The organism is Duganella sp. OV510 (assembly GCF_900100205.1).
Lineage (GTDB): Bacteria > Pseudomonadota > Gammaproteobacteria > Burkholderiales > Burkholderiaceae_D > Rugamonas.
Window position 1 is genome coordinate 77,064 of sequence record NZ_FNEQ01000015.1, and the last position, 24,860, is coordinate 101,923.

Consider the following 24,860-nt stretch of genomic DNA (forward strand, 5'->3'; position numbering starts at 1 on the left):
GTTTCCCAGAAAAATGCCTAGTTCTTCCGGATAGTACCCAGATTGCCCTATCGCTATATAATTGAGTTTATTGCGGTTCCATCTTAAGGGAGTAGCTATGTTGAAAGCAAGTGTAGCGGTCGTTCTGGCGGCCTTCGCGGCTTCGGCCTCGGCAACGGACATCACGGTGTCGGCTGCTGCCAGCCTGACCAATGCGTTCAAGGAAATCGGCGCGGCGTTCGAGAAAGAACATGCTGGCGACAAGGTGCTGTTCAACTTCGCCGCCTCCGATCCGCTGGTGCAGCAGATCAGCAAGGGCGCCCCGGTCGACGTGTTCGCCTCCGCCGACCAGGATGCGATGGACAAGGCCGACAAGCTGAATCTGCTGGCGCCAGGCAGCCGCAAGAATTTCGCCAGCAACAGCCTGGTGCTGATCGTGCCGGAGCAAAGCAAGCTGGTGATCAAGACCGTGGCCGACGTGGCCCAGCCGGCTGTGGCGCGCATCACCATCGGCAATCCGGCCAGTGTGCCGGTCGGCCGCTACACCAGGACCGCGCTGGAAAACGCCAGACTGTGGCCGGTGGTCGAGCCGAAGCTGATCCTCGGCACCTCGGTGCGCCAGTGCCTGGATTATGTGGCGCGCGGTGAAGTCGACGCCGGTTTCGTCTATGCGACCGACGCCGCCATCGTCAAGGACAAGGTCAGGGTGGTGGCCACGGTGCAGACCACGACGCCGGTGACGTATCCGATCGCCGTAATTGCCGCCGGCCCGCAAGCCGCCGCCGGCCGCAAGTTTGCTGACTACGTGCAATCGTCCACTGGTCAGGCCATCCTTGCCAGGTACGGTTTCGGCCGTCCGTAAATGGAGCAGTTTTTTGCCGAGCCGGCATGGGTGGCCCTGCGACTGTCGCTGAAGGTTGCCGTGTGGGCCACGCTGATCGATCTGGTGCTCGGCGTGGGTCTGGGTTATTTGCTGGCGCGCAAGCGCTTTCCGGGGCGCGAGCTGCTGGACGCAGTGCTGACCTTGCCGATGGTGATGCCGCCAACCGTGCTGGGCTACTATATGCTGGTGATTATCGGCCGCAACGGCGTGGTGGGCGAGTGGTTGCAGCGCCACTTTGGCATCAACCTGATTTTTACCTGGCAGGCGGCGGTCATTGCTGCGGCCGTGGTGGCTTTCCCGCTGGTGCTGAAAGGCGCGCGGGCGGCGTTTGAAAGCATCGATACACAGTATGAGCAGGCGGCGCGGGTGTTGGGCGTGTCGTCGTTCGGCGTGTTCCTGCGCGTGACCTTGCCGCTGGCCTGGCGCGGTGTGCTTGGCGGCACTCTGCTGGCTTTCGCCCGTTCGATGGGCGAGTTTGGCGCGACGCTGATGGTGGCCGGCAGCATTCCTGGCAAAACCCAGACGCTGTCGATCGCTGTGTACGAAGCGGTGCAGGCGGGGCAGGACGACCACGCCAACCTGCTGGTGATAATCACTTCCGTGGTGTGCGTGACGGTGCTGGTCGCTGCCAATAAACTGACGCCTAACCGTAATCCTTTAGCATGAACATGCAATTCAACGTCGACATCCACAAAATCCTGCGCTCGGACGGGCGCGAGTTCACGCTGCACGCGCGCTTCGCGTCGGCCAGCCAGCGGGTGGTGGTGTTCGGCCCGTCCGGCGCCGGCAAGAGCCAGATGATGAAGGCGGTGGCCGGCCTGATGACGCCCGACAGCGGCCGCATCGAACTGGCCGGCCGCTGTCTGCTCGACAGCGCGGCTGGCATCAACCTGCCGGCGCAGCAGCGCAAGGTGGCCTACTTGTTCCAGGACTACGCGCTGTTCCCGCACCTGAACGTCCGGCAGAACATCGGCTTCGGCTTGCAGCGCGGCTGGCGCAATCCGCTGACCCGCGTGGAGGGCGAAGCGATCCGCTACTGGATGGAAGCCTTCGAGCTGGACCATGTGGCAGACCAGTTCCCGCATCAGTTATCCGGTGGCCAGCGGCAACGCGTGGCGCTGGCGCGCGCGCTGGCGCCGCAGCCGCAGGCGCTGCTGCTGGACGAGCCGTTCGCGGCGCTCGATCCGGGCCTGCGCGAACGCATGCGCGCCGAACTGGGCGCCTTGCAGCGCCGCCTGGAAATCCCGATGCTGATGATTACCCACGATCCCGAAGACGTGCGCGCCTTCGGCGATCATGTGCTGCGCATGGAAAATGGTAGCATCGTCCGTGTGGAGGAAAACGCGGCATGAGCATGGAACTGGAAGGCAATGTATGGATGACCATCGACGGGCAAAAGCTGGGCGGGCAAGACCGCGTGGCTTTGCTGGCGGCGGTGGCGTCCGAGGGATCGATCACGGCGGCGGCCAAGGCCGTCGGCATGAGCTATAAAGGCGCGTGGGACGCGGTCGAGGCAATGAACAACCTGGCCGGCGAGCCGCTGGTTGAACGCGCGGCTGGCGGCAAGGGCGGCGGCGGCACGCGGCTGACCGCGCGCGGCGCGCAGCTGGTGGAGAATTTCCGCAAGATCGATACCGCCCACCGCGAGTTTGTCGCGCATTTGAGCGGCCAGTCGCACGCGCTGGCGGATGATTTTCTGCTGATACAAAGGATGAAGATGAAGACCAGTGCACGCAACCAGTTCAGCGGCAAGGTCGTGGTCTTGAAGCGCGGCGCGGTTAATGACGAGGTGGTACTTGAAATCGTCGGTGGCCAGCAGATCGTCGCCACCATCACGCGCGACAGCAGCGATAGCCTGGGGCTGGATGTGGGCGTGGAAGCATTTGCGCTGATCAAGGCCTCGTCGGTGATCGTCGCCACAGAACTAGGCGGCGCAAAACTGTCGGCGCGCAACCGCCTGACTGGCAAGGTCAGCCGCGTGGTGCCGGGTGCGGTGAATACCGAGGTCAGCATCGAATTGCCGGGCGGCGGCACCATCGCCGCCATCGTCACCAAGGATAGCGGCGAGGCGCTGGCGCTGGAAGCCGGCGCCGAGGCCAGCGCCATCTTCAAAGCCTCCAGCGTTATCATCGGCACGCCAGCCTAAGCTGGCGCGATATCGGTCGAGCGGCTCAGTGCTTCCCAGGCGCTGATTTCCTGGCCAAGCGCAGCCAGCTTGTCGCGCACCAGGCCCAGAGCGTCGCTGCCGAGCAGCAGGTGCGCCGGTGGTTCGGCAGCCTCGGTCAAGCTCAAGATGGCTTGTGCCGCCTTTTCCGGATCGCCTGGTTGCTTGCCGCTGCGTGCAGAGCGGGTGGCCCTGATCGGATCAAACAGCGCATCGTAATCGGCGATGCTGCGGTCCGAGCGCACCATCGAGCGTCCGGCCCAGTCGGTGCGGAAGGAGCCGGGCGCCACGGCGGTGACATGAATGCCGAATTGCCGCACTTCCTTGCCGAGCGTCTCCGAGATCCCTTCCAGCGCGAACTTGCTGCCGGCATAGTAAGCAATGCCAGGCATGGTGATGAAGCCACCCATCGATGTGATATTGATGATGTGGCCGCGCCGGCGTTGCCGGAACAGCGGTAAAAACGCCTTCATCATCGCCACCGCGCCGAATACGTTGACGTCGAACTGACGCCGCATTTCCTCCAGCGGTGATTCCTCCATCACGCCTTCATGGCCGTAGCCGGCGTTGTTGACCAGCACGTCGGCCGGGCCTGCCACGGCTTCGGCCTGCGCCGCCACGCCCTCCAGCGCATCGAAGTCGGTGACATCAACCACGGCGGCATGCGCACGTCCGTGCAGGGCCTCGAAATCGGCGCGGGCCTGCGCGTTGCGCACCGTGCCGAAAACAGTGTGTCCCGCCGCCAGCGCGGCTTGCGCCAACGCGCGGCCAAAGCCGCTGCTGACGCCGGTGATAAAGAAGGTCTTGCCCATGTCTTTCCTTTCAGTCAGTGAGGAGGACATGGTAGGCGTGGCCATGCACGGCGGCCATGCCGGAAGCTCTGCATCCTATGCCTGATTCTCTGAGCGGCGGTTTCCGGAAGGATTTGAGGATTACAATCGCGGCATGGAAAATCCTATGGTCACATTGATGGAGCGCCTGGCACCGCAGGAGGGCTACAATCTTTCCGCGTTGCCGGATGTGCGGTTTCTACGTTCCAATCGCCCATTGCGACGCACGCCGGTGCTGTACGAGCCTGGCATCGTGATTGTCGGGCAGGGGCGCAAGCGCGGCTTTCTCGGCGGGCAGGAGTATGTCTATGATGCGCAGCATTGTCTTGCAGTGTCGGTGCCGGTGCCGTTTTCCATGGAAACCGAAGCCAGCGCGGAAGCGCCGCTGCTGGCCATGTATCTCCGGCTCGATTTTCAGATGACCGCCGATTTGCTGCTGGAACTGGCGGCACACGGGCAGCCAGTACAGGCCCAGCCGCGTGGCATGCTGTCGACACCGATGGATGCGCGCCTGTCGGCGTCCGTGCTGCGCTTCCTCGAAGTGCTGGCGGAGCCGCTGGACCGCGCGATGCTAGGGCCGGCCTTGCTGCGCGAAATCTACTATCGGGTGCTGACGGGCGAGCAGGGTGCGGCCATGCGCGCGGCGCTGATGCAGCAGGGCCGCTTTGCCGCGATCTCGCGCACGCTGCGCAAGATGCATGCGTCGTTCAGCGCGGATCTGGATATCGGCCGCCTGGCCAGCGAAGCCAATATGAGCGTGGCGACCTTTCATCACCACTTCAAGGCGGTGACCAGCACGTCGCCGATCCAGTATCTGAAGTCGATCAGGCTGCACCAGGCGCGGCTGCTGATGCTGCGGCACGAGATGTCGGTGGCGGTCGCCAGCGCCCAGGTCGGCTATGAAAGCGCGTCGCAGTTCAGCCGGGAGTTCAAGCGCCTGTTCGGCCTCAGTCCTGCCAGGGAAGTGGAACGGATGCGCCAGACCTTTGCCATGCCCGATCCTCAGCCATCGCAGTCGTATGTGTCGGCGCACTAGGCGGCAAAGCGCGCCGGCGTGGTGCCGAGGATGCGACGGAACAGCGCGATAAAGCTGCTGACGCTGTCGTAGCCGAGGCTGAGCGCCACCGTGGTGACCGAGGCGCCGCCGTTCAGCAGCGCCATGCCTTTCTGCAGGCGGGCGATCTGCCGCCACTCCACCATCGACATGCCGGTCTCGTTGCGGAAGTGGCGGGTCAGGCTGCGGCGTGACCAGCCCAGCTGTTCGGCCCACGCGTCCAGGTCGGTTTCATCGGCCGGGTTCTCGGCGATGGTGGCGGCCATCGCCAGCAGGCGAGGGTGGCGCGGCATGGTCAAATGCAGCGGATCGGGCTCGGCGCCGCGTATCTCGTCAAGGAAGACATTCATCAGCCGCATGCCGGCGGCGTCTTGCGGCATGCCGTCCGGCCAGTGGCACATGCGCTCCAGCAGCGACACCGCCAGCGGCGACATGCGCAGCGCCAGCGACTGCTCCGGAAAGCCGGCGCACAGCGCGGGCGCTATATGGATCGTGTGGCCGGCCAGTCCGGGTCTGAGCGTGTTGCCGTGCACGCTGGCCGAGTGTGGCATATAGGGCGGAATCCAGCCCAGCCGTCCGGGCGGCAGCACTTGCCGGTTGCCGCCGGCTTCGACCAGGATCACACCCTGCGCCGGAATGTACATCTGGCCCTCGGGGTGGTGGTGGGGCAGCTTGCCCTTGCCGACGCCGCCATCGGTATGCTGGGTCGCCACGTAGATCGGCATTTCGTCGCTCAGCCGCTTGTCGCCGTAGTAGTTGCTGTCGTTGCTCATGGTTTGGCCCGATTGCGTTATTGCTTGTCCGATTGCAGTTAGCGGGAGATCAATTCTACAGGCATTCTGTCGCTTTCATTGATTGCAAGGAAAAATATGACTGCCATCGATACGCAAGGCGTGCTGGAGCTGGTGCGCGAGGTTGGCGCGGGCTTGTGCGAGTCGTTCTGGCGCGGCCAGCCAGCGGATATCCGTGCGGCCGACGAGCAGCTGCGGCAGGCGCTGAACGCACAGTATCCGTCGATCGCCTGGGCGGATGGCGCGCTCAGCGAGGAGTACGCCCGGCATGGCGAATACTGGATCTGCGACGCCGTTGACGGCGCCATGCAGTTCCAGCGCGCCATGCCCGGCTGGAGCATGGCGCTGACGCTGATGCGCGAAGGCGTGGCTGTGTTCGCGCTGGTCTACGACGCCATGCATGATGAGATGTTCCACGCACTGTGGCGCCACGGCGCGTGGTGCAACGGGCAGCCGATGCGCGTCAGCGAGCAAGCGACGCAGCAGACGATCGCCACACGTGGCCTGGGACCGGCATCGCTGCAACTGGCGTATGTCGCCGGCGGCAGGCTGGATGCGTTCTGGCAGCGCGGCAATGACGGCTACCGCTGCATCGGCGGCGCATTGTTGGTGCGCGAGGCAGGCGGGCAGGCGACGCAGCTGGACGGCCAGCCGTATCGCCTGGCATCGTCCAGTATCGCGGCGGGCGGCGCGGCCGGCCTACTGCTTGTTGCCTCCCTTGGATGATTGTTCGGAGCCGCTGCGGTTTTTTTCAGCGGCGGCGCGCGCTGCGGACTGGCGGCTCTCGCCACCCTTGCGGCCAATGGCGGCCATGTGTTCGCGGTCGCGGCTGACCGCCTCGCCGCCTTTCTGTCCAGCCCTGCGGGCCTCTTCGGAATCGAATTCGTGGGCCGTGCCTTTTTGATGCGCGGCTTGACCACCCTTGCTGGCGATGGCGCGCTGGGTGGCTTCGTCCATGGCGGCAAAGCCGCGTTTGGCCGTGCCCTTGGTCTTGTCATTGGTCGCATTACTTGCCATATAAACCTCCGTCATATATTGAGAGAAAACAGCAGGCGAGCCCGCTGTTCTATATGATTGGAGTGGCAAGGTTGACGGAAGTTCAGTGCTGCGCGACCTGTAGCACCAGTTTGCCGAAGTTTTTCCCTTCAAACAGCATGTTCAGCGCCAGCGGGAAGTTTTCCAGGCCCTGCACGATGTCTTCCTTGCTCTTGATCTTGCCGTCCTTCATCCAGCCTGCCAGCGCCTTGATGCCGAGGTGGTAGCGGTCGGCGTAGTCGAATACCACGATGCCTTCCATGCGCGCACGGTTGACCAGCAGCGCCAGGTAGTTCGACGGGCCCTTCACCGGCGTGGTGTTGTTGTACTGCGAGATGGCGCCGCAGATGACGATGCGCGCCTTCAGGTTGATGCGGGTGAGCACGGTATCGAGAATCTCGCCGCCAACGTTGTCGAAGTAGACGTCCACGCCCTGCGGGCAATGCTGCTTCAGGCCATCCTTGACCGATTCGTTCTTGTAATCGATGCAGGCGTCGAAGCCCAGCTGGTTGACGACGAAGTCGCACTTGTCCTTGCCGCCGGCGATGCCGACCACGCGGCAGCCCAGCTGCTTGGCGACCTGGCCGACAGTCTGGCCCACCGCGCCGGCCGCGCCGGACACCACGACGGTTTCGCCGGCTTTCGGCTGGCCGGATTCGATCAGGCCGAAGTAGGCGGTCATGCCTGGCATACCCAGCGTGTTCAGGTAAGTGGTCAGCGGCGCCAGCGCCGGATCGACCTTGTGGAAGTTGCCGGTTTTGTCGTCCGCTGCGCCGGTCCAGTATTGCTGCACGCCGGTGCCGCCGGACACGTAATCGCCAACAGCAAACTTAGGCGACTTCGATTCCACCACCACGCCGACGCCGCCGGCGCGCATCACTTCGCCGATGGCGACCGGGCGGATGTAGGACTTGCCTTCATTCATCCAGCCGCGCATGGCCGGGTCGAGCGAGATGTACAGCACCTTGACGCGGATTTCGCCATCGGTCAGCAGCTCCAGTTCCGGCGAGTACTGTTCCCAGTCGCTGTCCTTGACCATGCCGACCGGACGCGCGGCCAGGCGGAATTGCAGATTCGTCTCCATCTTTGATCCTCTCATTGGGCTTAGGGGTAGTACATTATATGCGATTGAAAAAATGCTATGATGCGCACGATATCGATAACAATAATGGAGGCGGGATGAAGTTTCTGGTGTTGATTGTGTGCTGGGCAGCCAGTCTGGCGGCCAGTGCTGCCGCGCCCAAGCCGCTGTATCGCGACCCAGTGTATGACGGCGCGGCCGATGCATCCATCGTCTACGATCACGGCGCCAGACTGTGGAAGATGTTCTACACCAACCGCCGCGCGACGCTGAAGCTGGCGGACCCGAAAGATGTGGAATGGGTGCACGGCACCGCCATCGGCATCGCCACCTCGGTGGATGGCAGCGACTGGCGCTATCAGGGCACGGCCCAGCTGCCGGCCGAATGCACCAGCGTCACCTCATGGGCGCCGGAACTGTATTACGAAAACGGCGTCTACCACATGTGGCTGACTGTGGTGCCAGGCATCTTCCACCGCTGGGGCGTGCCGGGCGCGGAAGGGCGCATCGTCCACCTGACCAGTAACGACCTGCGGCAATGGACATGCGATGGCAAGGTGGAGGTCGGCGCCAGCCGCATCATTGATGCCAGCGTGCTCAAGCTCGGCGACGGCTATCGCATGTGGTACAAGGACGAGACGGCAGGTAGCGTCATCATGGCCGCAGACAGCAGCGACCTGCGCAACTGGACCAAGGCCGGCGCCAAGCCTGTCTCCGCCACGCGCGCCGAGGGACCGAAAGTGTTCCGCTTCAAGAACCAGTACTGGATGGTGGCCGACGCCTGGAAAGGCCTGATTGTGCTGCGCTCCGATGACGCCGAACACTGGGCGCAGCAGGACGATTATCTGCTGGCCCAGCATGGCACACAGCCCACCGACAAGGGACTGGGCCAGCATCCCGATGTGGTGGTGGACGGCGAGCGTGCCTACATCTATTATTTTGTCCATCAGGGCGCGGAGCCGGAAGCGGTGGCTGATCCCTATTGGCACCAGCGCACCGTGATCCAGGTGGCGGAACTGGTGTACCGTGATGGCAAACTGAGCGTGGACCGCAACGCACCGGTGACTGTCCGGTTGGCGCCACCGCAGTGAAATTTGTTTGTAGATGTCTCGTAGCCGCTACAGAAATGTAGCGCGCTTCGTGGTACATTTTCCACCTTATAAAAAGAAAAACATCGATTTATCTGTTTAAATTTGTTATCGATAACTATCAAAGGGGACGCATATGAAACTGCCGCAATCGCTGTCGCCATCCTGACTCCGCTCCTGACCGGCAGCCTGCTGCCGGCTTACCTACAACTGATGTTCACGCAGCCCGCCGCTTAGCCTCGGCCCGGGGCTCGGGGCATGTTGTGCCGTCGTTTTGACGGCGGGCCTGCGCATGCCTGAGCGCAAGGGCCTCCTTTTGTCCGCAGTTTTATAAATCAAGGAGACATATGAACACGCAATTACTAAGGACAGCGGTCGCATCCGCGCTGCTGATCTGGACCGTGCCGTCGGTGGCGGTGGATTTCGTCGCCACGCCGCAAGCCGCAGCGAGTGTCAGCGGAGCCGGCTTCAAGCACCCCGCGCTCGGCTTTACGCTGGAGCAGCTGAACTACGCGCGCCAGCAGGTCAGGGCGGATGTCGAGCCGTACAAGACCTACTACAACACACTGGCCACCGTCTGCTGCAACTACGCCAGCCTCGATCTGCAACCGACCAACCGCGATGCCACCAAGGTCGATACGCCGAATACGCCCAACTTCAACAACGGCACCGGGCAGACGCGCATCATCAACGACTCGCAAGGCGCGCTGACACAAGCGCTGCTGTACTACATGACCGGCCGCAACGAGTACCGGCGCAACGCCATGCGCATCCTGCGTACCTGGAGCAATATGAATCCTAACGGTTACGCCTATTTTCCGGATGCGCATATCCATACCGGCGTTCCACTGTTCCGCATGCTGATGGCGGCGGAAATCATGCGCTACACGCCGGCCGACGCCACCTACGCCGCCTATCCGCTGACCTGGACCGCCATCGATACGCAAAAGCTGAAGGACAACCTGATCGATCCGATGGAGCGCACTTTCTTCGCCAGCAATGAGCGCTTCATGAACCAGCACGTTTATTCGATCGTCGGGCGCATGGTCGGCGCCATCTTCACCGACAACCGTGCGCGCTATGACGAGACGGTCGAGTGGATGACGGTCAACGCTACGTCGGCGCGGCCGGACATCAACGGCGGCATCCTGCCGCTGATACCGATGATCGATGCCGATAATCCGCTCAACACGACCGGCTCTCCTTTCTACCAGATCCAGGAAATGATGCGCGACCAGGCGCACGGTGGCGACAATGTCGACAACCTGATCGGCCTGCTGCGCGTGGTGAATTCGCAGGGCACCAAGGTCGATCCATATACCGGCAAGCCATCCACGTCCAGCGATGCGGTGACTGTCTACCACTTCGGCGACAGCCGCCTGCTGCGCGGCGCCAACGCCTACGCCCAGTTCATGCTGGGCTATAACACGCCGTGGGCGGATACCACCGGCGGCACGTCCGGCATTTCCGAAGCCTATCGCGGCCGGCTGAATCAGGCCGAAGGCATTTCTGAAGTCTACAACGTTTACAAGTACGAGCAGGGCGTTGATGTTGACGCCGTGGCGCCGTACCTGGCAATTGCGGCGAAACACGCCAATGGTCCGGTGACGCGCTGGGGACGCGGCACGCCGGACAACAAGGACTTCGGCGCCGAAGCCTTCATCACCTTGCCGGTCGCACTGACCGGCACGCCGCTGCCACCGGATACCGGCATGCTGGAGACGGAACGCAAATCGATTTTCCTCAACGGCGACTGGAGCGTGGCAACCGAGGGCGAGCGCACCTTCGGCCATGGACAGATAACGCCATCGGGCGCTACCGTGGTGTTCCATGACATCACCTACGCCGACCGTACCAGGTACGCGCCGGTGGGATTGATGGTGCGCACCAACGCCGTCACCAGGCTGGCCGCCAGCGCCACCGAAAGCGCCAAGCCGTGGGCGGAATTGACGGTGCCGAATACTGGCGGACTATGGCGCTACATCGTACCGGACAGCGCCTCCGCTGCAATTGGCACGCGCAAGCTGGGCGATAACATCATCTACTTCAAGTTCAGCGGTGCCGAAGGCGCGACGGTGGACGTGGACTTCGTCAACCTGGCCGCGCCGACGCAGCTGACGCCACCGCGTTTCCAGATGCCGGTGTTCCCGGTCACCGAGTATGTGGTGCAGGGCATTCCTTATCGGGCCACCTACACTGCCACCGACGCCAATGCGGCGGACACGGTGAGTTACCAGGCCATCCGCGTTCCGGCCGGCGCCACGCTGGACACCTCCACCGGCGCGCTGGCATGGACGCCAGGTGCGGATCAGGTCGGTGAGCATGAGATAGTCATCAGCGCCACCGACGGCGTTGCCATCAGCACCATGACGGCGCGCCTGAACGTACAGCCGGACCGCCAATCGGCTTTCGTGGCGGCGCAGGGCGGCTACGATGCGTCGACCGCCTACACCACGCCATCGCTGGCCACCTTCAAGGCGGAGCTGGCGCCGCTGCAGGCCACCGTGACCACCACGCCGGACGGCGACTTTGCCGCCTTGCTAAAGCAGGTGCAGGTGGTGGCGCAAAAACTGGAGCTGGTCAATCCGCGCCTGGCGTCCGACAACAGCCTGGACTGGAGCAAGAACATGGTTACGCCGACCACCTTGAATCCGACCGCCATCCCGTCGCTGCTGGATGATGATTACAACAGCTTCTCCGGCGACCTGCGCAATGTGGTTACGCTGGACTTCGGCGAAAACTATCGGGTGGCTGTGAATGCTTTCGGCATCCGTCCGCGCTTCATGTTTGGCAACCGCACGCAGGGCATCAATGTCTACGGCTCGAACGACAATGCCGCGTGGACGCTGCTGACCAGCCGCGAGACAAGCGATACCGGCCCGCAGAATTTCATCATGGAGACGATACCGGTGGTGGCGGGGCAGGAGCAGGAACAGTATCGCTACTTCATGGTGCGGGTCGATCATGCAGGGCCGCCGACCGATCCGGCCTACCCAGGCATTTCCTCGTACAGCGAGCTGCACTTCCACGGCTCGCGCTTTGACCTGCTGGCGCCGGTCGATGTCAGCGCCAGCGCGCAGATCCAGCAGTCCGGACTGAGCATGAACCGTTTCACGCAGAAATACAGTGGCACGGTCAGCATCACCAACACCACGCAGCAGGCGATCAAAGGTCCGCTGCACTTCCGGCTGGAGAACCTGAGCGCCGGCGTGACGCTGGACAACGCCACCGGCCTCAAGGACGGCGTGCCCTACATCACGCTGCCGGGCGCCGAACTGGCGCCGGGCCAGACGGTGACGTTGACCACGACCTTCAGCAACCCATCCAAGCTGTCCATCAACTACGGCCGCAAACTGGTGCGTGCCAAATACTAAGGAGACGACCGTGATTTTTCTGAAAACCCTGATGGCCCGGCTGCTGCTGGCGACCATGCTGCTGGGCGGCGCCGCGCAGGCGGCGCAGCAGTACAACATCACCATCGACACCGCCACGCTAGGCGATGGCCAGGCCTACCTGGGCCTGTATTTCCTCGGCCTGGCCGAGGCCGCGCCGGCCAGCGCCACCGTATCCGGCCTGTCCGGTGCCTTGTTCGGCCCGGCGCAGCTTAGCGGCCCGGTCAGCGGCGCCTTGCCGGGCGCGCTGACTTTCGGCAACGGCGGCGATCTGGTGCAGGCGGTGAACCTGGGCGGCGCGCTGTCGTTCCAGGTGCTGTTCACGCAGGGCAGCGGCGATGCCGGCATTACCTTCGGCTGGGCGTTGTTCAATGATGTCAGCTATCTGGGCGCCGATGGCGATCTCGGCACGATCTCGCTGCTACCGGGAGTCGCGCCGCTGGTCAGCAATTTCAGTCCCTTGAGTAGCGTGCAGGCGGTTCCCGAGCCGCAAACGGTGATGATGCTGTTGCTGGGCCTGATGTGCATCGGCTGGCAAGTGCGTCGCCGGCGTTAAGTCCCAACAGCCAGGGCTCTGCGGCCCTGGCTGTATATTTTTGTCGTAGAAGTCAAGGCGTGCGACAATAGACGACTTTTGTCGACTCCTTTTACGGCTTTATGAGCAATCCCGAATACATTTTGACACTGTCTTGCCTCGATCAGCGCGGTATCGTGCATCGCGTATCGGGTTTCCTGGCCGAGCATGGCTGCAACATCATCGACTCGGCCCAGTTTGGCGATAGCGAATCCCAGCTGTTCTTCATGCGCGTGCATTTCGCCCGTGAAGACCAGCATGTCAGCGACGAACTGCTGCGCGCCGACTTCAGTGCACTGGCCGCCGACATGAAGCTGGAATGGGAACTGCGCGACGCCCACTACAAGCCGCGCGTGATGCTGATGGTGTCGAAGATCGGCCACTGCCTGAACGACCTGCTGTTCCGCTACAAGAGCGGCCTGCTGCCGGTGGAGATTCCAGCCATCGTGTCGAATCACATGGACTTCTACCAGCTGGCCGCCAGCTACAATATTCCATTCCACTACCTGCCGCTGGCCACTGGCGCGTCGCAGGAAGACAAGCTGGCGCAGGAAGCCAAGATCATCGAGCTGGTCAACACCCACAAGGTCGACCTGGTGGTGCTGGCGCGTTACATGCAGATCCTGTCGCCGGGCCTGTGCGAGGCGCTGAAGGGCAAGGCGATCAATATCCACCATTCCTTCCTGCCGAGTTTCAAGGGCGCCAAGCCGTATGCGCAGGCGCATCACCGTGGCGTCAAGCTGATCGGCGCGACGGCCCACTTCGTTACTGGCGACCTGGACGAAGGCCCGATCATCGAGCAGGACGTCGAGCGCGTCGACCATTCGATGGATGCGGAAACGCTGTCGGCGATCGGTCGCGACGTCGAGTGCGTGGTGCTGGCGCGTGCGGTCAAATGGTTCGTCGAGCACCGCGTGCTGCAAAACGGCCAGAAAACCGTTGTATTCAATTAAGAGATTTTTAGATGGCCCTCAAAGCAACAATTTACAAAGCAGAACTGTCGATTGCGGACATGGACCGCAATTATTACGAAACGCATCAGCTGACGCTGGCGCGCCATCCGTCGGAAACCGACGAGCGCATGATGGTGCGCCTGGTCGCGTTCGCCATCCACGCCAACGAGGCGCTGACCTTCACCAAGGGCCTGTTCGACGTCGAAGAACCGGACCTGTGGCATAAGGACCTGACCGGCGCGATCGAACTGTCGATCCAGGTCGGCCAGCCGGATGAGAAGGTGATTTTGAAGGCGTGCGGCCGTTCGGAGCACGTCTACGTGTACAGCTACGCCGCCACCAGCCACATCTGGTGGAAGGGCTTGGCCAACAAGGTCGAGCGCTGCAAGAACCTGACCGTGGTGGATCTGGACGCCGCCGCCGCCGAGCAGTTGGCCACGATGGCGCAGCGCACGATGCAACTGCAATGCACGATCCAGGACGGCCAGATCTGGCTGACCGACGGCACCACCACCGTAGAAATCGCCCGCGAAGTCCTGAAAGCCGAGCGCTAGCCCAATCCGGGGTCAGTTCTGCCAAACGTACATGAGCTCGTGTACGTTTGGCAGAACTGACCCCCGGATTTTATTTCACTACCGCTCCGCCTTTCATCACCCACTGGACTTGCTCCAGTGTCCTGACATCCTTCAGCGGATCGCCGTCCACGGCGATCAGGTCGGCGTACTTGCCGGCTTCGATGCTGCCTACCTTGTCGCTCCAGCCGAGCAGATCGGCCGCATTCACGGTGGCGGTGCGGAGCGCTTGCGCCGGGGTCATGCCCAGCTTGACCAATACGGCGAACTCGCGTGCGTTCAGGCCGTGTGGGTAGACGGCGGCGTCGGTGCCGAAGGCTATTGGCACGCCGGCCTTGATCGCCTTGCCGATGTTGATGCGCGCCTGCGGCAATACCACCTTGGCTTTTTCCAGCAGCGGCTTGGGCAGCTTGATGGCTTCGGCGTTTTCCAGCAGCCAGTCGCCAAGGTAGAGCGTCGGCACCAGGTAGGTCTTGTGTTCCTTCATCAGCTTGATGCCTTCGTCGTCGATGTAGGAGCCATGCTCGATCGAGTCGACGCCAGCCAGCACAGCGAGCTTGATGCCGTCGCCGCCGTGGGCGTGGGCGGCGCTCTTGCGGCCGAGGCGGTGGGCGTCGCCGATGATGGCTTTCAGTTCTTCCAGCGTGTATTGCGAGGTGCGCGGATCGTCGCCGAAGGACAGCACGCCGCCAGTGGCGCAGATCTTGATGACGTCGGCGCCGTACTTGATGTTGCGGCGCGTGACCTTGAGCGCTTCGTCGACGCCGTCGGCGACGCCCAGTGAGGTCGACTTGTATTCGGGCGCGTGCATGGTGTCGTCGCAGTGGCCGCCGGTGATGCCGAGCGCCGGACCGGAGGCGGCGATGCGCGGGCCGGGCACGTCGCCTTCGTTGATGGCGTCGCGCAGGCCGATATCGGCATAACCATCGGCGCCGACGTCACGGATGGTGGTGAAGCCGGCCTGCAGCGTCACGCGCGCGTTGCGGGCACCTTGCAGTGCCTGGCGGGGAATCGATTTGGCGATGATGCCGTAGCCGGCGTCTTCCGGGCGACCGGTGATATGGGTGTGGGTGTCGATCAGGCCGGGCAGCAGGGTCTTGTTGCCGAGATCGATTATTTTGGCATCGGCCGGTATGGCCAGCCTGCTGCCTGCGGCGGTGATGTGCTCGCCGCTGATGAGGACTACTGCGTTGTCGATCAGCGTGCCGTTGCGCACGTCGACCATGTGGGCGGCCTTGATGGCGGTGATGTCGGCGGCGTGCGCGGTGGCAGCAGCGCACAGCAGGAGGGATGAGGCGATCGCTTTCAAGTACATCTCCTTTATCGTGTTTTATTGAGGAGAGCCAAACCGAGCTCATTTCCTAGCGTACTCGGCAATGGTGGCGAAAGCTACAATATTTTTTCATGAGCTCCCGTGCCGACATCCTGTACAAGCAGCTGTTTGCCCATCCTGAAGTCGTGCGCGACCTGGTGGCGGGATTTCTTGTCTCCGATTGGGCGCGGGTCTTGCCGGTGGCGGCGTTTGAACGGGTGAATGCCAGCTATGCCAGTGATCGTGGCCGGGTACGGCATGAGGATGTGGTGTGGCGGGCGTGCATCGGCGGCGAGTGGGTGTATGTGTACATTCTGCTGGAGTTCCAGTCGCGGCCAGACAAGTGGATGGCATTGCGGATGCAGGTGTACGTGGGCTTGCTGTATCAGGATCTGGTGGCGCAACATAAGCTGAGCAAGCATGGCAAGTTGCCGCCGGTGTTGCCGATCGTGTTGTATCACGGCCGTTCGCCATGGCACGCAGCGACGCAGCTGGCTGAGTTGATGCTGCCCGCGCCGGCGGGGCTGGAGCACTTTCAGGCCAGTCAGCAATATCTGCTGATTGACCAGCATCACGCTGGCGTTCGCGCCGATATCGTCAGCCTGCTGTTTCGACTGTTGAGCGCAGGCACTGATGCCGAGATGCGCGATACGCTGGATGCGGTGGCGGAACGGATACGTCAGCGCGATATGGATACTGCACGCGAAAGTTTGACGCGCTGGATTCAGCTGACCTTGCAGGATGCGGCGGTGCAGACTAGCATGGATCTGGAGGAGGCGTTCACCATGAAGATGCGACGAAAATTCACTTACGATGAAATGTTCGATCCGGGAATGTTTGAACGGCCGATCGAAAAAGCCCGAGCGCAAGCCATCATAGAGGGACTGGAACAAGGTCGGCAACAAGGATTGGCGGAAGGTCGCCAAGAAGGACTGCAGGAAGGTCGCCAAGAAGGACTGCAGGAAGGCCGACAGCAAGGCCGACAAGAAGGCCGACAGCAAGGCCGACAAGAAGGCCGACAAGATGGCGAGCGGCTGGCGCTGGGACGTGTGCTGATCGCAGTGCTGGGCGAGTACGCCCAGTCGCCACAAGCAGCGGCAGTGATTTCTGCCGCCGATGCGGAGCAGCTCAATCGCTGGATTGAGGCGCTGTTTAAAGGCGTTAGCCCCCAGCAGCTACTTGCCGAGGGCCACAGAGATTAAACGCCTAACAGCGATACCGACTTGGTGTTCAGGTAGGCTTCCAGCGCTTCAGGGCCACCTTCCGAGCCGTAGCCCGAATCCTTGACGCCACCAAACGGCATCTCGGCGCTTGGCGTTGCCGGCTGGTTCAGCCACAGCATGCCGACTTCGACATTGTGCATCAGCTGATGTGCATTCTTGATCGAACGCGTGAACGCATAACCAGCCAGGCCAAACGGCAAACGATTCGACTCGGCAATCGCCTCGTCCAGCGTATCAAAACCGCGTATCGCCGCCAGCGGACCAAACGGCTCATCGTTGAACACGCTGGCATTTAGCGGCACATCCGCCAGAATGGTCGGCGCGAAGAAGTTGCCTTCCGAACCAACGCGCGTACCGCCAGTCGCCACATTGGCGCCCTTGGCACGTGCATCTTCCACAAACTGCGCCATCGCCGCAACACGGCGCGGGTTTGCCAGCGGTCCCAAGGTCGTGCCTTCCACCAGGCCATTGCCCAGTTGCAGACGCTCGGCATGTGTCACCATCGCGCGGGTGAACTCGTCCTTGATGCTGTTATGCACCAGGAAGCGGGTAGGGGAGATGCACACCTGGCCGGCATTGCGGAACTTGGCGCCGCCAGCGGCTTCGACCGCCAGCGCCACATCGGCGTCTTCCGCCACGATCACCGGCGCATGACCGCCCAGCTCCATGGTCACACGCTTCATGTGCGCGCCAGCCAGCGCCGCCAGCTGCTTGCCCACCGGCGTCGAGCCGGTGAAGGTCACTTTGCGGATCACCGGATGCGGAATCAGGTAATTCGAAATCTCGGCCGGATCGCCAAACACCAGGCCCACCGTGCCCGGCGGCACGCCGGCGTCGATAAAGCACTGGAACAGTGCTGCCGGCGATGCCGGCGTCTCTTCCGGCGCCTTGCACAGGAAGGAGCAGCCGGTGGTCAGCGCCGCCGCCAATTTACGCACGACCTGGTTGATCGGGAAGTTCCACGGCGTGAACGCCGCCACCGGACCCACCGGCTCCTTCAGCACCAGTTGCTGCGCAGCCGGATTGCGCGATGGCACGATACGGCCATACACGCGCATGCCTTCGGCGGCGAACCAGTCAATGATGTCGGCGCCGGCCAGCGCTTCGGCGCGTGCCTGGGCCAGTGGCTTGCCCTGTTCCTGCGTCAGCAGGCGGGCGATCTCGTCGGCGCGTTCGCGCAGCAGCGCGGCGGCACGACGCAGCGTCGCGGTGCGCTCGAACGCCGGCACCTTGCGCCAGGCCTCGAAACCCTTCTGCGCCGCAGCCAGCGCGCGGTCCAGGTCGGCGATGCTGGCGTGCGCCACGGTGCCGATCGACTTGCCGGTGGCCGGATTCAGCACCGGAATCGTCTTGCCGCCAATGGCTTCGGTCCACTCATTGGCGATCAGCAGGCGTACATCTGGATAGGTAATGGTCGTCATGGGAAATCTCCATTCATGTCAGGGGGCGCGACTGTCTCAACGCGCGTGCAACCGTTACTTTGCCAGAAATTCGTCAACTCCGTATTCCACTCCCTGTCGCATTGCAAAAAGGGTAAGATGGAGGGATGCGAAAAATCATCTCCTTCATTCTTCTGCTGGCTGCGGCCAGCGTCCAGGCAGCGCCGCCAGCCGGGCAGGATGCCTTGGTCGGGGCGCAAATCCGGGTCGACGTCGGCGGCCGCAAGCTGAATATGTTCTGCACCGGAAAAGGCTCGCCGACCGTGCTGTTCGAGGCCGATGCCGGCCGTGCCGGCTGGGACTGGTCGGCGGTGCTGCCGGACGTGGCCAAGCGCACCCGCGCCTGTGTCTATGACCGTGGCGGCCTGGGCGCCAGCGATCCCATCATTCGCGCCTCGACCGTGGCGAACGCCAGCAAGGACCTGAGTTTCCTCATCAAGAACGCGCGCCTGGAAGCGCCGTTCGTACTGGTTGGTGCCGGCTATGGCGCGATGGTGTCGCAGCACTTCGCACTGCGTTCGCGCAACGCAGCCGTTGCCGGCCTGGTGCTGGTGGAACCGTGGCATGAAGATGTGCTGCCGGCCGACCGCAATGCGCGCCTGGACGCCGTGCTGGTTTGTCTGAAGGCAGCCGAGCAAGGCAGGCACGAAGCCGCGTGCGCCTATCCATCCACCACCATCAACGGTGAAATCGGCCCGGCGCTGGCCGCCGCGCAGGCGGCGCAGTCGCTCAAGCCGACCTACTGGCGTGCCCGTGCGTCGGAACTCGACAGCCTGGAAACCAGCGCCAACCAGCTGCGCAGCGCACGCAAGCCGTTTGGCGAGCTGCCGGTGATCGAAGTTCAGCAAGGCGAGCCAGCTGCCATCACTGCCGCCGTCTTCCAATTGCTTGACAAGCTGAAACCGTAAATGCGGAGAAGGCCGGCTGTGCCAGGCTTGGCAATCGTGGTGCTGCTGCACCTGGCCTTGCTATGGCTGGCGTTGCGGCCGGTGCATCAGCCGGTGGTGCGCGATAACCGGATCTGGCTGCAACTCTGGCAGCCACCCGCAAAGTTGACGCCAGCGCCCCCGGCCGTGGCGCTTCCGGGGAGCATTCCCGTGTCCGCGATCGTGTTATCACCGATTGCCCGCGCCGTAGTCTCCTCAGGTGCTGCCGCTCCGCCCGCAGCGGTGCTGGCCCCGGCTGCGCCCGCACCAGCCACGGCTTCGGCTGCCCCCGCACCGGCCTCGCTCGCCGATACGCCGGAAGTCCAGGCATTGCTGGCCGCGCCGGCGCCAGAGAAATCGCTACCGCCCGACGTGGTGCGCCAGGCCTTGAAAGATGTTGCTGCGATCGACCGTCAACTGCGCGCCGAGCATCCTCAAGCGTTGACGCCGCCGCCCGGCTCGCCGAACGCGCGTCTTGCACGCGGCATCGCGGCCGCCGGCGCCGCAGTCAAGCCGAAGTGGTTCGAGCAGGCGAGGATCGAGCTGTTCAGCGCGCCCAATGATCCGAAGCGCATCTACCGCGTCATCACGGCGATGGGCGAATACTGCCTGTTCTATCCGGACACCGGCAGCATCTCATTCAACAGCGCGCCGAAATCCGGTTGGGCCGGCTCCGGGCAGCCGACCATGTCGGACTGCCCGACGCGGTTCTAGCTTACATCGGCGCGCTGCCCATGCGCTTGATGGTGCCGGAGCCCATGATGCTCTTGCTGATCTGCGGATCGCCGTAGTAGTTGATGTCGCCGGAGCCGGCCACACTGACGTTCAGCGTCTTCCTGGCCCAGACGGTGGCCTGGCCCGAGCCGCCGATGCTGACCACGGCGTCGCGGCTTTGCAGCTGGCCGGCCTGCACGCGGCCCGAGCCGCCGATCGACACTTGCAGGCGCTCGGTGTTGCCGGCTGCCTTGAAGCTGCCGCTGCCGCCCAGCGCCACGGCCAGCGATTCGCTCTCCACCTGGTCGACATTGAAGGACCCGGAACCGCCGATATCGATGGTCAGGCTTTCGCCGCGCAGCTTGTCGGCGGTGACATTGCCCGAGCCGCCGATCGACAGCTTGTCCAGCGTGCGCGCCTGCACGATCACTTTCAGGTGGCGCGTATCCAGCCGCACATTTTTGGCCGTACGGACGCGCAGCACACCGTTTTCCACCACCGTTTCAATCAGCGCCTGAACGTTGTCGTCGGTTTCCACGGTCACGCCCTCGGTATTGCCGGAGCGGATTTCCACATCGCCGCCGATGCCCACCGACAGCGCGCGGAAATGACCGACGTCGCGGTTCTGCTTGACGACTTTGCCGCTGCCCTGCACGCGCTCGCCGCCGCCGATCCAGCTCAGCGGGCCGGCTTGCGCGGGTAGCAGCGGCGCACTGGCGGCCAGCAGGCCGGCGGACAACAGCAGGGTAGGCAGGATGCGCTTGACGGTCATGGTGATCTCCTCGAATTCGTTTGTCTTGAGTCTGCATCCTACGGGGCTGCGGGCGCCGGCGACACCGTGCTGCGACGAACTGCAGCCGGCGCGGCGCAGAATGCCGCCAGCCGGGGATAGGCTGCGCATGAGGTATGATTCGGGTTATGCTGACTATAACCATCAAACAGGGCAAGGAAAAACGCCTGCTGGCAGGCGACATCCTGATCTATGCCACCGCCATCGAGCGCGTCGACGGACGCCCGCAAGAAAAGAACAAGCCTGGCACCACCGCCATTGTGCAAACTTCGTCACGCCAGTTCCTGGCGCGCGCCGCCTACAACCCGAAATCCGAGATCGTCGCTCGCGTCTGGAGCTACAAGGAAGATGAGCCGGTCGATCATGCGATGATGAAGCGCCGGGTGCGCGCCGCCATTGCCAAACGCGCCGCAGCCGTGCGCGCCGCCGCGCCGACCGACATCGTGCCGGTCATCCGTGGCGATGCCGACGGCTTGCCGGGCCTGCTGGTCGACAGCTGGGGCGGCACCGCCGGCTTCCTGATCTGCCAGTTCCAGTCGGCTGGCGTCGATGCCTGGAAAGTGCCGATCGTGCAGGCGCTGCTTGCCGATACCGGTTGCCCGAATGTCTATGAACGCTGCGATGAGCTGCTGCGCAAGTCGGAAGGCTTGCCGGTGTTTTACCGTCCGCTGGCCGGCGAGGAGCCGCCCGAGCATGTGCTGGTGACGGAAAAGGGGCAACGCTTCAGCATGGATTTGCGTACCGGCTTCAAATATCCCCGGTTGCGCGATTAAATAGTTTCGGTAATGCAAGATTTTCTCTTATAATCATCCGGGCATCCCACGGAGGTTTGAGCAGAGATGGAACATTATCAATCGTCGCAAATTCGCACCCTCAGCTACATCGAGAACGAAGACCATCCGGTCTTCGGCACGCTCGTCGAGCAGATCCTTCACCTGCTGAACTCCAAGCTGATTTTCAGCGACATCCTGATCCACCAGAACAGCCCGTTGATGTTGCGCCAGCCGAAAGGGCTGGTCGCCGTCACCGATTCGCCGATCACGCGCGAGGAGCTGCAGGAATTCTTTGAGGTGGTGGAGCCGAATTGGGCCGAGCGCATCCAGGAGCGCGCCTTCGACCGCGCGGTGGACTTGCATACCGCCCGCATCCGCGCCAACTGCTTCAGCTTTCAGGGCCGCAAGCGCCTGGGCTGCGTGATCCGCCGTTTCCCGAAAGAGCCGATGCCGCTGGCCAAGTTGGGCCTGGGCAAGCACGAACAGAACTTCGCCAGGCTCACTAGCGGCCTGGTGCTGATTATCGGCGATACCTGCCAAGGCAAGTCGACCACCATCGCCTCGATGCTGGACGAGATCAACAAGAACCGCTCCGGCCACATCATCACGATTGAAGATCCGGTCGAGACGCTGATACCACAGCGCCAGTGCGTGATTACCCAGCGCGAAGTCGGCTCGGACGGCGACGTCGAAAGCTTCTACCTGGGCGCGCTGGATGCGCTGCGCGAACGTCCGGACGTGATCGTCATCGGCGAGATCCGCGACGCCCAGACGGCGCAGGAAGCGCTGGCGCTGGCGGAAGCCGGTCCGCTGGTGCTGGCCTCGCTGCACGCGCGTTCCACCGAGCTGGGGCTGCAAAAGATGCTGCGCCTGCTGGGCAACACCGAAGCGCAGGCGCAGGCGCTGGCGCACGCCTTGCGCGGCGTGCTGTGCCAGGCACTGCTGCCGGCAGTCAAGGGCGAGCGCTATTACCTGGCCACCGAGTGCCTGACCAATAATCCGGAAGTGACCGAGATGATCGCCAACGGCCAGATCTCCAACCTGCGCATCTGGATGGAAGACAAGCCGGGCGAAGGCTGCCACACGATGAACACCTCGCTGCACGCGCTGCTCGACGAGGGCCGGATTGCGGTCGATGATGCGCGCAACGCCACCACCGACCGCATCGGCTTCGTCGCCTAAGCCTAATCCTAATCCAGCGGCACCGCGCGGTAGCGGTTGACTTCGGTGCCGGTGACCGGCGGCGCGTTGTTGCCCCAGGCGCTGCGCAGGTAGGACACCACCTGCGCCACTTCCGTGTCGTTCAGCGCGTGGCTGAATGGCGGCATGCTGTACGGCCGTGGATTGCCTGCCGTGCCGGGCGCGAAACCGCCATTCAGCACGATGCGGATCGGGTTGACCGCACTGTCCATCGCCAATGCCTGATTGCCCGCCAGCGGCGGGTAGGCCGACGGCTGGCCGGCACCATTGGCGCCGTGGCAATCCACGCAGTGTTTCTCGTAGAGCTTGCCGCCCGCCGCCAGGAAGGCGACCGCTTCCTGACTATTGTCGCGCTCAAATGGCGCTGGCTTGGGGCCAGGCGGCAGCGCTTGCAGGTAGACCGCCATGGCGTTGATGTCGCTGTCGCTCAGGTGTTGCAGGCTTTGCTGCACGACTTCCGCCATCGGGCCGAATACGGTGGCACGTGGCGAGACGCCGGTCTTCAGCAATGCCGTCAAATGTGCCTGTTGCCAGTCGCCGCGTGCGTTGAGCGCCGGTGCATACCAGCCCTGTGCTGGAATCATGCCGCCGGACAGGCTCTCGCCCTCCGATGCGCCCAGCGGGTTGCGTGCGCTGTGGCAGGCGCTGCAATGGCCGAGGCCTTGCACCAGGTAGGCGCCACGGTTCCACTCCAGCGATTGCCCGGTTTCCGGGCGGAAGACGGCGGGTTTGAAGTACAGGCCGCGCCAGATTGCCAGCGAGATTTGCAGCTTGTATGGAAAGCGCAGCTGGTGCGGCTGATTGGCCTGGCTCACCGCTGGCACGGTCTGGAAGTAGGCGTACAGCGCATCGGCGTCGTCGCGCGTGATGCGCGTGTAGTTGGTATAGGGGAAGGCCGGGTAGAGCAGTCGGCCGTCGCGGGATTTGCCGTTGTGCAGGGCGCGCCAGAAGTCGTCGGCGCTCCACATGCCGATGCCGGTGGCGCGGTCGGCGGTGATGTTGGGCGAGATGACGGCGCCAAATGGCGTTTGCAGCGCGCGGCCGCCTGCATAGGCCTGGCCGCCGCGCGTGGTGTGGCAGGCCAGGCAGTCGCCCGCTTGGGCGAGGTAGGCACCACGGGCGATGCGCTCCGCTGGCGTCAGTTTTGCGGTGTGCGTTGCTGGCGGGCCGACGTCGTCGGTCTGCCAAAATAGCCAGGTTGTCGCAGCAATGGCGGTGAGCAGCACGGCGGCGATCAGCGTATAGACGGTTTTCCTCATTTTGCGCCTCCGGCGGATGCCGTGCCTGGGCGGAGTGCGGGCGGCTGCTGCGGTGCGCTGCCGGCACCGGGCGCAGCTTGATGGGCTGCGGTGGCAGCGGGCGCTCGCGTGGCGGACGATGGCACGCTGCCGCAGGCGATGGGCAGCGGCGCGGGCAGGCTGGTGGCCGGGCGGGCGTCGGCGTCGGGCGGTTGCCGGCTGAGCCAGGCGGAGAGGGCGGCGACGTCTTCCACGCTGAGGCGGGCGGCGATATCGGCCATGCAGTCGGGCGCGGCGGCGCGGCGCGTCTTGCCTTTCCAGTTGCCGAACTGGGCGTTGATGTAATCGCTTGGCAGGCCCAGCAGGCCGGGAATGGCCGGCTCAACGTCGGTCAGTCCGGCGCCATGACAGGCCACGCAGGCAGGGATCTTCTTGCCTGCATCGCCATGCCGCACCAGGGCCTCGCCGCGTGCCAGCTGGACGGCTGAGGCGCTGGCGCCGCTGCCGGCCGCCGCTGTGGCATAGGGCGGATGCTGCGCGGCGAAGTAATCGGCAATCTCGCGCAGATAAGCGTCCGGCAGGTGCGCCACCATGTAATTCATCATCGGATACTGCCGATGGCCATCACGGAAATTGCGCAGCTGGTTGTACAGGTAGCCCGCTGGCTTGCCGGCGATGCGCGGGAAATAGGCGTCGCCACGCTCCTTGACGCTGTGGCAGGAAAGGCAGGCAGCAATGCGCTGCTCCAACGTGTCCGGCGGCGCCGAAGACGCCATCGGTGTGGCGCTCAGCGCGGCGGCAAGGCCCAGTGCATGAAAGGTCCGCATACTCCTCCTGGTGCAGGCGGCG

Annotated in this window: 25 protein-coding genes; 16 read left to right on the forward strand and 9 right to left on the reverse strand. The window is 63.6% G+C overall.

The window, feature by feature from the left end:
* The first annotated feature begins 97 nt into the window (after nt 1-97).
* The 4 genes from modA to BLS51_RS28200 are packed head-to-tail and all read left to right on the forward strand — an operon-like array spanning nt 98 to nt 3,008.
* Complete coding sequence (gene modA / locus BLS51_RS28185; protein WP_090192241.1) at nt 98-841, forward strand: molybdate ABC transporter substrate-binding protein; 744 nt, start codon at nt 98-100, stop codon at nt 839-841.
* A complete protein-coding gene (modB, locus tag BLS51_RS28190) occupies nt 842-1,528 on the forward strand; it encodes a molybdate ABC transporter permease subunit (RefSeq protein WP_090192240.1) in 687 nt (228 codons plus the stop codon). It begins immediately after the preceding gene.
* Nucleotides 1,529-1,530: 2 nt separating this feature from the next.
* Nucleotides 1,531-2,214, forward strand: coding sequence for an ABC transporter ATP-binding protein (locus BLS51_RS28195; RefSeq protein ID WP_090192325.1), 684 nt, complete (start codon nt 1,531-1,533; stop codon nt 2,212-2,214).
* Between the two features lie 2 nt (nt 2,215-2,216).
* Entirely contained in the window at nt 2,217-3,008 is a 792-nt protein-coding gene (locus BLS51_RS28200; RefSeq protein WP_090192324.1) for a TOBE domain-containing protein, read from the forward strand.
* Here the strand turns inward: BLS51_RS28200 and BLS51_RS28205 are convergent.
* A complete protein-coding gene (locus BLS51_RS28205; RefSeq protein ID WP_090192239.1) occupies nt 3,005-3,838 on the reverse strand; it encodes an oxidoreductase in 834 nt (277 codons plus the stop codon). The genes BLS51_RS28200 and BLS51_RS28205 overlap by 4 nt on opposite strands.
* Nucleotides 3,839-3,983: 145 nt before the next feature.
* Between BLS51_RS28205 and BLS51_RS28210 the strand changes: the two genes are divergently transcribed.
* Nucleotides 3,984-4,892 carry an AraC family transcriptional regulator gene (locus BLS51_RS28210; RefSeq protein ID WP_217636507.1) on the forward strand — a complete coding sequence of 303 codons (909 nt, stop codon included), beginning with the start codon at nt 3,984-3,986 and terminating at the stop codon, nt 4,890-4,892.
* Here the strand turns inward: BLS51_RS28210 and BLS51_RS28215 are convergent.
* On the reverse strand, nt 4,889-5,683 hold the full coding sequence (locus tag BLS51_RS28215) for a helix-turn-helix domain-containing protein (RefSeq protein WP_090192237.1): 795 nt from the start codon (nt 5,681-5,683) through the stop codon (nt 4,889-4,891). The genes BLS51_RS28210 and BLS51_RS28215 overlap by 4 nt on opposite strands.
* Before the next feature lie 96 nt (nt 5,684-5,779).
* Here BLS51_RS28215 and BLS51_RS28220 point away from each other — a divergent pair, with 96 nt between their 5' ends.
* Nucleotides 5,780-6,427, forward strand: a complete 648-nt coding sequence (locus BLS51_RS28220) for an inositol monophosphatase family protein (RefSeq protein ID WP_090192236.1) — start codon at nt 5,780-5,782, stop codon at nt 6,425-6,427.
* On the opposite strand, the gene BLS51_RS28225 is transcribed toward BLS51_RS28220, so the two are convergent.
* Both BLS51_RS28225 and BLS51_RS28230 read right to left on the reverse strand, forming a co-directional pair.
* Nucleotides 6,401-6,718, reverse strand: coding sequence for a KGG domain-containing protein (locus BLS51_RS28225; RefSeq protein ID WP_090192235.1), 318 nt, complete (start codon nt 6,716-6,718; stop codon nt 6,401-6,403). The two genes, BLS51_RS28220 and BLS51_RS28225, sit on opposite strands and share 27 nt — an antisense overlap.
* 82 nt (nt 6,719-6,800) lie before the next feature.
* Complete coding sequence (locus BLS51_RS28230) at nt 6,801-7,820, reverse strand: NADP-dependent oxidoreductase (RefSeq protein WP_090192234.1); 1,020 nt, start codon at nt 7,818-7,820, stop codon at nt 6,801-6,803.
* Nucleotides 7,821-7,915: 95 nt separating this feature from the next.
* Here BLS51_RS28230 and BLS51_RS28235 point away from each other — a divergent pair, with 95 nt between their 5' ends.
* The 5 genes from BLS51_RS28235 to BLS51_RS28255 all read left to right on the forward strand — a co-directional run bounded on the left by BLS51_RS28235 (nt 7,916) and on the right by BLS51_RS28255 (nt 14,378).
* Nucleotides 7,916-8,908 (forward strand): glycoside hydrolase family protein, encoded by a 993-nt coding sequence (locus BLS51_RS28235; RefSeq protein WP_090192233.1) that lies wholly within the window; start codon nt 7,916-7,918, stop codon nt 8,906-8,908.
* Between the two features lie 344 nt (nt 8,909-9,252).
* On the forward strand, nt 9,253-12,279 hold the full coding sequence (locus BLS51_RS28240) for a putative Ig domain-containing protein (protein WP_090192232.1): 3,027 nt from the start codon (nt 9,253-9,255) through the stop codon (nt 12,277-12,279).
* A gap of 10 nt (nt 12,280-12,289) precedes the next feature.
* A complete protein-coding gene (locus BLS51_RS28245) occupies nt 12,290-12,853 on the forward strand; it encodes an NF038129 family PEP-CTERM protein (protein WP_090192231.1) in 564 nt (187 codons plus the stop codon).
* Between the two features lie 101 nt (nt 12,854-12,954).
* On the forward strand, nt 12,955-13,824 hold the full coding sequence (gene purU / locus BLS51_RS28250) for a formyltetrahydrofolate deformylase (protein ID WP_090192230.1): 870 nt from the start codon (nt 12,955-12,957) through the stop codon (nt 13,822-13,824).
* Between the two features lie 11 nt (nt 13,825-13,835).
* Nucleotides 13,836-14,378 carry a YaeQ family protein gene (locus tag BLS51_RS28255; RefSeq protein ID WP_090192229.1) on the forward strand — a complete coding sequence of 181 codons (543 nt, stop codon included), beginning with the start codon at nt 13,836-13,838 and terminating at the stop codon, nt 14,376-14,378.
* A gap of 70 nt (nt 14,379-14,448) precedes the next feature.
* Here the strand turns inward: BLS51_RS28255 and BLS51_RS28260 are convergent, their stop codons facing one another.
* Nucleotides 14,449-15,705: a Xaa-Pro dipeptidase gene (locus BLS51_RS28260; RefSeq protein WP_229207784.1), complete on the reverse strand. Its 1,257-nt coding sequence runs from the start codon at nt 15,703-15,705 to the stop codon at nt 14,449-14,451.
* 95 nt (nt 15,706-15,800) lie between these two features.
* On the opposite strand from BLS51_RS28260, the gene BLS51_RS28265 reads away from it, so the two are divergent.
* A complete protein-coding gene (locus BLS51_RS28265) occupies nt 15,801-16,910 on the forward strand; it encodes an Rpn family recombination-promoting nuclease/putative transposase (protein ID WP_090192227.1) in 1,110 nt (369 codons plus the stop codon).
* Here BLS51_RS28265 and BLS51_RS28270 read toward each other — a convergent pair.
* Complete coding sequence (locus tag BLS51_RS28270; RefSeq protein WP_090192226.1) at nt 16,907-18,352, reverse strand: NAD-dependent succinate-semialdehyde dehydrogenase; 1,446 nt, start codon at nt 18,350-18,352, stop codon at nt 16,907-16,909. The genes BLS51_RS28265 and BLS51_RS28270 overlap by 4 nt on opposite strands.
* Nucleotides 18,353-18,477: 125 nt before the next feature.
* Between BLS51_RS28270 and BLS51_RS28275 the strand changes: the two genes are divergently transcribed.
* Both BLS51_RS28275 and BLS51_RS28280 read left to right on the forward strand, forming a co-directional pair.
* Nucleotides 18,478-19,278 (forward strand): alpha/beta fold hydrolase, encoded by an 801-nt coding sequence (locus BLS51_RS28275; RefSeq protein ID WP_090192225.1) that lies wholly within the window; start codon nt 18,478-18,480, stop codon nt 19,276-19,278.
* An 18-nt stretch (nt 19,279-19,296) separates the two neighbouring features.
* Nucleotides 19,297-20,010: a hypothetical protein gene (locus BLS51_RS28280; protein ID WP_139168813.1), complete on the forward strand. Its 714-nt coding sequence runs from the start codon at nt 19,297-19,299 to the stop codon at nt 20,008-20,010.
* 1 nt (nt 20,011) lies between these two features.
* On the opposite strand, the gene BLS51_RS28285 is transcribed toward BLS51_RS28280, so the two are convergent.
* The gene (locus BLS51_RS28285; RefSeq protein WP_090192223.1) at nt 20,012-20,911 is read right to left on the reverse strand and encodes a head GIN domain-containing protein; all 900 of its coding nucleotides are present in this window, start codon (nt 20,909-20,911) and stop codon (nt 20,012-20,014) included.
* A gap of 17 nt (nt 20,912-20,928) precedes the next feature.
* Here BLS51_RS28285 and BLS51_RS28290 point away from each other — a divergent pair, with 17 nt between their 5' ends.
* Together BLS51_RS28290 and BLS51_RS28295 are read left to right on the forward strand one after the other, a co-directional pair.
* On the forward strand, nt 20,929-21,573 hold the full coding sequence (locus tag BLS51_RS28290; RefSeq protein ID WP_090192222.1) for a class I SAM-dependent rRNA methyltransferase: 645 nt from the start codon (nt 20,929-20,931) through the stop codon (nt 21,571-21,573).
* 66 nt (nt 21,574-21,639) lie between these two features.
* Nucleotides 21,640-22,755 (forward strand): type IV pilus twitching motility protein PilT, encoded by a 1,116-nt coding sequence (locus tag BLS51_RS28295; protein ID WP_090192221.1) that lies wholly within the window; start codon nt 21,640-21,642, stop codon nt 22,753-22,755.
* An 8-nt stretch (nt 22,756-22,763) separates the two neighbouring features.
* Here the strand turns inward: BLS51_RS28295 and BLS51_RS28300 are convergent, their stop codons facing one another.
* Together BLS51_RS28300 and BLS51_RS28305 are read right to left on the reverse strand one after the other, a co-directional pair.
* Entirely contained in the window at nt 22,764-24,032 is a 1,269-nt protein-coding gene (locus tag BLS51_RS28300) for a cytochrome c (RefSeq protein WP_090192220.1), read from the reverse strand.
* A complete protein-coding gene (locus BLS51_RS28305) occupies nt 24,029-24,838 on the reverse strand; it encodes a c-type cytochrome (protein WP_307188173.1) in 810 nt (269 codons plus the stop codon). The genes BLS51_RS28300 and BLS51_RS28305 overlap by 4 nt, the downstream gene beginning before the upstream one ends.
* Nucleotides 24,839-24,860: the final 22 nt, after the last annotated feature.

Bases quoted from the DNA above. Each gene is read 5' to 3' on its own strand.
- modA (WP_090192241.1), top strand. From the start codon at position 98: ATGTTGAAAGCAAGTGTAGCGGTCGTTCTGGCGGCCTTCGCGGCTTCG.
- modB (WP_090192240.1), top strand. From the start codon at position 842: ATGGAGCAGTTTTTTGCCGAGCCGGCATGGGTGGCCCTGCGACTGTCG.
- BLS51_RS28195 (WP_090192325.1), top strand. From the start codon at position 1,531: ATGCAATTCAACGTCGACATCCACAAAATCCTGCGCTCGGACGGGCGC.
- BLS51_RS28200 (WP_090192324.1), top strand. From the start codon at position 2,217: ATGGAACTGGAAGGCAATGTATGGATGACCATCGACGGGCAAAAGCTG.
- BLS51_RS28205 (WP_090192239.1), bottom strand. From the start codon at position 3,838: ATGGGCAAGACCTTCTTTATCACCGGCGTCAGCAGCGGCTTTGGCCGC.
- BLS51_RS28210 (WP_217636507.1), top strand. From the start codon at position 3,984: ATGGTCACATTGATGGAGCGCCTGGCACCGCAGGAGGGCTACAATCTT.
- BLS51_RS28215 (WP_090192237.1), bottom strand. From the start codon at position 5,683: ATGAGCAACGACAGCAACTACTACGGCGACAAGCGGCTGAGCGACGAA.
- BLS51_RS28220 (WP_090192236.1), top strand. From the start codon at position 5,780: ATGACTGCCATCGATACGCAAGGCGTGCTGGAGCTGGTGCGCGAGGTT.
- BLS51_RS28225 (WP_090192235.1), bottom strand. From the start codon at position 6,718: ATGGCAAGTAATGCGACCAATGACAAGACCAAGGGCACGGCCAAACGC.
- BLS51_RS28230 (WP_090192234.1), bottom strand. From the start codon at position 7,820: ATGGAGACGAATCTGCAATTCCGCCTGGCCGCGCGTCCGGTCGGCATG.
- BLS51_RS28235 (WP_090192233.1), top strand. From the start codon at position 7,916: ATGAAGTTTCTGGTGTTGATTGTGTGCTGGGCAGCCAGTCTGGCGGCC.
- BLS51_RS28240 (WP_090192232.1), top strand. From the start codon at position 9,253: ATGAACACGCAATTACTAAGGACAGCGGTCGCATCCGCGCTGCTGATC.
- purU (WP_090192230.1), top strand. From the start codon at position 12,955: ATGAGCAATCCCGAATACATTTTGACACTGTCTTGCCTCGATCAGCGC.
- BLS51_RS28255 (WP_090192229.1), top strand. From the start codon at position 13,836: ATGGCCCTCAAAGCAACAATTTACAAAGCAGAACTGTCGATTGCGGAC.
- BLS51_RS28265 (WP_090192227.1), top strand. From the start codon at position 15,801: ATGAGCTCCCGTGCCGACATCCTGTACAAGCAGCTGTTTGCCCATCCT.
- BLS51_RS28270 (WP_090192226.1), bottom strand. From the start codon at position 18,352: ATGACGACCATTACCTATCCAGATGTACGCCTGCTGATCGCCAATGAG.
- BLS51_RS28275 (WP_090192225.1), top strand. From the start codon at position 18,478: ATGCGAAAAATCATCTCCTTCATTCTTCTGCTGGCTGCGGCCAGCGTC.
- BLS51_RS28285 (WP_090192223.1), bottom strand. From the start codon at position 20,911: ATGCGCAGCCTATCCCCGGCTGGCGGCATTCTGCGCCGCGCCGGCTGC.
- BLS51_RS28290 (WP_090192222.1), top strand. From the start codon at position 20,929: ATGCTGACTATAACCATCAAACAGGGCAAGGAAAAACGCCTGCTGGCA.
- BLS51_RS28295 (WP_090192221.1), top strand. From the start codon at position 21,640: ATGGAACATTATCAATCGTCGCAAATTCGCACCCTCAGCTACATCGAG.
- BLS51_RS28300 (WP_090192220.1), bottom strand. From the start codon at position 24,032: ATGAGGAAAACCGTCTATACGCTGATCGCCGCCGTGCTGCTCACCGCC.
- BLS51_RS28305 (WP_307188173.1), bottom strand. From the start codon at position 24,838: ATGCGGACCTTTCATGCACTGGGCCTTGCCGCCGCGCTGAGCGCCACA.